This window comes from Phytoactinopolyspora endophytica (assembly GCF_004138495.1).
Taxonomy (GTDB): domain Bacteria; phylum Actinomycetota; class Actinomycetes; order Jiangellales; family Jiangellaceae; genus Phytoactinopolyspora; species Phytoactinopolyspora endophytica.
Genome location: NZ_ML142853.1, coordinates 439,818 through 445,912, shown reverse-complemented (window position 1 = coordinate 445,912; position 6,095 = coordinate 439,818). Strand labels below are relative to the sequence as shown.

4 protein-coding genes and 1 pseudogene are annotated in these 6,095 nt (G+C 66.8%); all 5 read left to right on the top strand.

From position 1 onward, the window contains the following. On the top strand, nucleotides 1-553 hold a 553-nt coding region (locus ELR45_RS37710), incomplete at its 5' end, for a Gfo/Idh/MocA family protein (RefSeq protein WP_205856498.1). A 120-nt stretch (nucleotides 554-673) separates the two neighbouring features. Further along, nucleotides 674-1,501, top strand: coding sequence for a sugar phosphate isomerase/epimerase family protein (locus ELR45_RS12820; RefSeq protein ID WP_129666464.1), 828 nt, complete (start codon nucleotides 674-676; stop codon nucleotides 1,499-1,501). 317 nt (nucleotides 1,502-1,818) lie between these two features. Beyond that, nucleotides 1,819-2,997, top strand: coding sequence for a glycosyltransferase (locus tag ELR45_RS12815; RefSeq protein WP_129666462.1), 1,179 nt, complete (start codon nucleotides 1,819-1,821; stop codon nucleotides 2,995-2,997). Between the two features lie 85 nt (nucleotides 2,998-3,082). After that, nucleotides 3,083-4,906: an AMP-dependent synthetase/ligase gene (locus ELR45_RS12810; protein ID WP_129666460.1), complete on the top strand. Its 1,824-nt coding sequence runs from the start codon at nucleotides 3,083-3,085 to the stop codon at nucleotides 4,904-4,906. A gap of 103 nt (nucleotides 4,907-5,009) precedes the next feature. Next, nucleotides 5,010-6,095, top strand: a pseudogene (gene hemW, locus ELR45_RS12805) (radical SAM family heme chaperone HemW); the annotation flags it as partial.

The following is a 6,095-nucleotide window of genomic DNA, read 5'->3' as shown; positions in this document are numbered from 1 at the left end:
GGGCGTGCATCAGGCGGACATGCTGGTGTGGATGCTCGGCAAGCCCGTGGAGGTGACCGCGTATGCCGACACGCTCGCTCATGACGGGCTCGAAGTCGAGGACACCGTGGCCGCGGTGGTCAGATTCGAAAGCGGCGCGATCGGCACGCTGAGCGCCACGACGTCGGCCAACCCGGGCCTGCCGCTCCGGCTCTCGGTCCACGGCGACGGTGGAATCGCGGTCATCAGCGGGAACGAACTCGACTCCTTCACGCTTGCTGATCCGGACGCGGCTGCGCAGAGCACGCTCGTCGACCCCGGCCGGTCCACCGTGGACGAGCCCACGGACGACGACGGCCTCCGCGGTCGTTTCATGCGAGAAGCCGCGCAGGTGCGTGAACAGGACCGGGGTACCGGCGGGATGAACCATCCCGACCAATACGCGGACTTCGTCGATGCGGTCTCCAGCGGCCGCCCGCCGGCGGTCACCACAACCGACGGCCGTCGCGCGCTGGAGCTCGTGCTCGGTGTCTACGAGTCGGCGCGCAGCGGCAAACCCGTCTCGCTTGGATGAAGCCGCACCGGCCATCCAGAACGGCGGCGGCGATAGCCCAGACATACTCGATCATCAACCTGCGCCGACTCGATGTGCCGACGCTTGATGTGACCGCTTCGAGAAGGGATTGATGTAGGCGTGTGGACGCTATCCGGATTCGCGGACGAGATCTCGGCTGACCTTGACGAGCAATGCCGAGTGCTGAATGAGCTGGAGATCAGTTTCATCGAGTTCCGCAGTGCGTGGAAGACCAATGTTCTCGATCTCGACGACGACCAGTTGAAGCGCGCAGCGGACACTCTCGGCAGGTACGGAATCGCGACGTCGTCCATCGGCTCCCCGATAGGAAAGATCGGTGTCGCCGACGATTTCGACGCCCATCTTGCGCGTTTCGATCGAGCCCTGCACGTCGCCGAGCTTCTCGGGGCGCCGTTCATCAGGCTGTTCTCGTTTTTCATCCCACAAGGTGACACTCCGGCCGCCCACCGCGACGAGGTGTTGCGCCGGATGGCCGCATTGGCGGCACGCACCGAAGGGCGCGACGTCACTCTTGTGCACGAGAACGAGAAGGAGATCTACGGCGACATCCCGGCTCGCTGCCTGGACATCGTCGAGTCCGTCGGTTCGGAGAAGCTGAAGCTCGCCTGGGATCCGGCGAACTTCGTGCAGTGTGGGGTACGTCCGCACAGCGAGGGCTACGACATGCTCCGCCCGTACACGGACTACATCCAGATCAAGGACGCGCTCCTGGCGGACGGAACGGTCGTGCCCGCGGGCGAAGGCGACGGCGAGGTCGCCACCACGGTCGCCGCCCTGCACGCCGACGGGTTCGACGGATTCTTCTCCATGGAGCCGCACCTGTCGTCCGGCGAGCGCTTCGGCGGGTTCAGTGGACCGGAGCTCTTCACCCGGGCGACCCGTGCCTTTACCGCCATCCTCGACGCCCAATCCGTCCAGTACCGCTGAACTCGGCGTCCTTCACTCTCTCGTCCGGCCCCATCGAACACCGAGACGTATCAGGCGCGAGACTCCATCAGCAGCGTTCGCATCATGCGAGCGGGAATCCCCGCCCACGGTGTCGCGTTCGTGACCGACTGAGCGAGGACGGATAATTCTCCTCTCCTCGCGGAACCCGGCAACGCGCCGACGCCACGGACGGGGAACCCGTCTTCATTGCACCCGACGCCGCGGAGGATTCTCTCCGCCCGCCCGCGACAAGGTGTTCACCCTCTTGTCATGTTGTGGTCGGCCGCATATCGACTTTCTGCACGACGGTAAGAGATGTGCGTATATTGCAGGCCGCGAACTTCGTCGCGCCGCATTCCGGCGGGATCAAGACGATGCTCAACCACCTGGCCGAGGGGTACGCCACGGCGGGCCATGAGGTCGTGATGCTCATTCCGGGTGAGCGGAACCGTACGACGGCGCGGCCCTTCGGGCGCCTGGTGGAGATCGCGGCGCCCCAGGTGCCGATGACCGGCGGGTACCGAATGATCACGCGCTGGAATGCGGTCGAAGACGTGCTGGCAGCAGTCGGCCCCGACCGGGTCGAGGTGTCCGACCGGTTCACCCTCTCTCGGATCGGCCCATGGGCCAGAGCCCGCGGAATCCCCTCGGTGGTCTTCTCGCACGAGCGGCTCGACGCCATCCTGCGCTTTCACCTCGGCAGGGTGATGCCGACACGGCGGATCGCGGACGGCTGGAACCGGAGATTGGCGTCGTCCTTCGACACCGTGGTCTGTACCACTAGGTGGGCAGCGGGGGAGTTCATCCGGATCGGTACCCGGAATCTGGCGCACGTGCCGCTCGGCATCGACGTCGACGAGTTTCACCCGTCCCGGCGCGACCTCGCCGTGCGCTCCGAGATGGCGCGTGGTGCCGACGCTGTGCTTCTCGTCGCCGTGCGGCTGTCTCCGGAGAAGCGGCCTGACCTGCTCATCCCGATGGTCGAGGAGCTGCTGCGGCGCGAGGTCAACGTCCGGCTGGTGGTGTGCGGGGACGGCTCGGTGCGCGACATGGTGACCGAGCAGGCATTCGGCCTCCCGGTGACGATGGCCGGGTTCGTCGGCGATCGGGAGCGGTTGGCCACCATGCTGGCCAGCGCCGACGTCGTCGTCGCACCAGGTCCGTACGAGACCTTCGGCCTCGCCGCGCTGGAGGCGATGGCCTGTGGCACCCCGGTCGTGGCCAGCTCCTCCGGCGCGCTGCCGGAGCTGGTCCGCAACGGCGCCGGCCGGACGGCACCGTCCGACCCGGTGGCGATGGCGGACGCCGTGGTGGATCTGCTCCGCGCGGGGCCACCTGTGCGGGTGGCGGCACGCCGTCGTGCGCAGGCCTATTCCTGGGACGCTACCGTTGCCGGCATGCTGCGCCTGCACGGCGCATCGGCTGAGGTCACGACGCGGATGACGGGCCCGCGGCTCACAGCCTCGACGCGACACGGCCACAACTGGGCGACGTAGACTGTTCTCGAGACGAACGACGTCGTAATCTGCCACCACCAGGCTCGAAACGATCTGGCCTACCTTCTGTGGCCTTGGAGGACGCATGACTGCCGGCACGATGGAGTCCCCCCAACTCCCCAAGGATCGTCCGCCGTCGATCGGAAGGATGTTCCTTGAACGGGTGGAGAAGACACCTGACCGGGAGGCATACCGATTCCCCGAGGGTGGCGGCTGGTCATCGCTGTCGTGGCGGCAGACCAAGGAGCGAGTGTGGGGTATCGGCGCCGGCCTGCTGGCGCTGGGCGTCGAGCATGAGCAGCGTGTCTCGATAGCCTCGTCCACTCGGATCGAATGGATTCTCGCCGATCTCGCCATCAACTCGATCGGTGCGGCCACCACGACGGTGTATCCGTCGACCAACCCGGAGGACGTCTCGCACATCCTCTCCGACTCCGGCACCAAGATCGCCTTCGCCGAGGACGACGAGCAGGTCGAGAAGATCCTCGAGCACTATGCCGACCTGCCCGAGCTCGGCAAGGTCGTGGTGATCGACGGCGAGGGCGACGGTGACAAGGTCATCACCCTGGAAGATCTGGAGACGCTCGGCCGCGAGCACCTGGAGAAGGAGCCCACAGCGGTCGACGACGCCCTCGCCGCCGTAGGACCAGAGACCTTGGCGACCTTGGTTTACACGTCGGGCACCGGTGGCCGTCCCAAGGGTGTCCACCTCGTCAACGACAACTGGGTCTACGAGGGGGTGGCCGCCGACTCTCTGGGCTTCGTCGACCTTAACGACCTCCAGTATCTGTGGCTGCCGCTGTCGCACGTGTTCGGCAAGACCTTGGAGGCGATCCAGCTGCGGGTCGGGTTCCCGACCGCCGTGGACGGCGACCTCGACCGCATTGTCGAAAACCTCGGTGTGGTCAAGCCGACCTTCATGGCAGGCGCTCCGCGGATCTTCGAGAAGGTGCGGGCCAAAGTCATCACCGGCGTCGAGGAAGAGGGCGGCGCCAAAAAGAAGATCTTCGACTGGGCGTTCGGCGTCGGACGCAAGGTGTCGGTGCTTCAGCAGCAGGGTAAGCGCCCCAGCGGCCTGCTGGCGTTCCAGTACGGCCTGGCGGACAGACTGGTCTTCTCCAAGATCAAGGGCCGCCTAGGTGGTAACATCCGGTTCTTCATCAGCGGCGCGGCCAAGCTTTCGCAGGATGTCGCCGAATGGTTCCATGCCGCTGGCATGACGATCCTGGAGGGCTACGGGCTGACCGAGACCAGTGCCGCGGTCGCCGTGAACACCCCCTCCAAGAAGCGGTTCGGAACCGTGGGTGCGCCGTTCCCGGGCACGGAGGTGAAGATCGCCGACGACGGCGAGGTCTTGTTGCGTGGCGGGGCCGTCATGCGCGGCTACCACAGTCTGCCCGATCTCACCGCGGAGGTGCTCACTGAGGACGGTTGGTTCCGCACCGGCGACATCGGTGAGCTGGAAGACGGCTTCCTGCGCATCACCGACCGCAAGAAGGACTTCATCAAGACGTCCGGCGGCAAGTACGTCGCGCCGCAGAGGATCGAGGTGATCTTCAAGGCTGTCAGCCCGCAGGCGAGCCAGATCGTCGTCCACGGAGACGGCCGGAACTACTGTACGGCGCTGGTCACGCTTGATCCGGAGGCGATCGAAGACTGGGCGAAGCACAACGGGCTGGGCGAGCTCTCCTATGAGGAGCTGACCAGATCGCCCAAGGTGCGCGAGCTGATCCAGGGGCACATCGACGAGCTGAACGCCCGGCTCGACCGGTGGGAGACGATCAAGAAGTTCGACATCCTGCCGCATGACCTCTCGATCGAGAGCGGGGACATGACGCCGAGCATGAAGGTCAGGCGTAAGGCTGTCGAGAAGCGTTACATGGACGTGCTGGACCGGATGTACTCCTGAGGCCGCTCTATATGACCCGGGTTCATGGCCTCAAGTGACGCATAGTCCGACTTTCCCGGCCCCACGCGTTACGTGAGGCCACGAGCTTCGGGGAGAATGGGGCGTGCCTTCTACGTTGCCAGACGGCGAGCCGGTCCCCGAGGACGGTGCGCTTCCGCCGTCCGCGCTCGTGGGTTTCGGAACGGCCGGACACCGGACAACGGGCGAGAGGGGTCCCGATGACGGCCTGGCTCGGATGTCGGGCCGTCGGCCGTTCGGAATCTATCTGCATGTCCCGTTCTGTACCACGCGGTGCGGCTACTGCGACTTCAACACCTACACGGCCGACGAATTGAGCGACGCCCCGGGTGCCTCTCGTGCGTCCTGGGCCGACGGTGCCATCGCCGAGCTGCGGCTGGCGCGGCGCGTGCTCGGCGATGCCGACGCGCCGGTCTCGACGGTGTTCGTCGGCGGTGGAACACCGACGCTGCTGCCGCCGGCGGACCTCGGCCGAGTTCTGCGGATGATCGACGACGAGTTCGGGCTCGCCCCGGATGCTGAGGTCACCACCGAGGCGAACCCGGAGACGCTGACACCCGACGCCCTGGCGGGGCTGCGGGAGGCCGGCTTCACCCGGATCTCGATCGGTATGCAGAGCGCCCGGCCGCATGTGCTGGCGGTTTTGGACCGCGTACACACGCCGGGGCGGCCAGAGGCGGCCGTCGCCGAGGCTCGGCGCGCCGGCTTCGAGCACGTGAGCCTGGATCTGATCTACGGCACGCCGGGGGAGAGCGTCGACGACTGGCGGGCCAGCGTCGAGGCCGCCGTCGCGGCGGGACCGGATCACGTCAGCGCCTACGCGTTGATCGTCGAGGAGGGAACCCGGCTGGCGACGCGTGTCAGACGCGGTGAGCTGCCGATGCCGGACGACGATGACCTGGCCGACAAGTACATCGTCGCCGACGACGCGCTCACCACCGCCGGTTTCGGGTGGTACGAGGTGTCGAACTGGGCGATGTCGGCGGATGCCGCCTGCGCACACAATCGGATCTACTGGACCGGCGGCGACTGGTGGGGAGTCGGGCCGGGCGCGCACAGCCACGTGGGCGGCACCCGGTGGTGGAACGTCAAGCACCCGGCGGCCTGGGCGGGACGGCTCGCAAAGGGAGCGAGCCCGGCATACGCCCGGGAGGTGCTCGACGGCGAGACC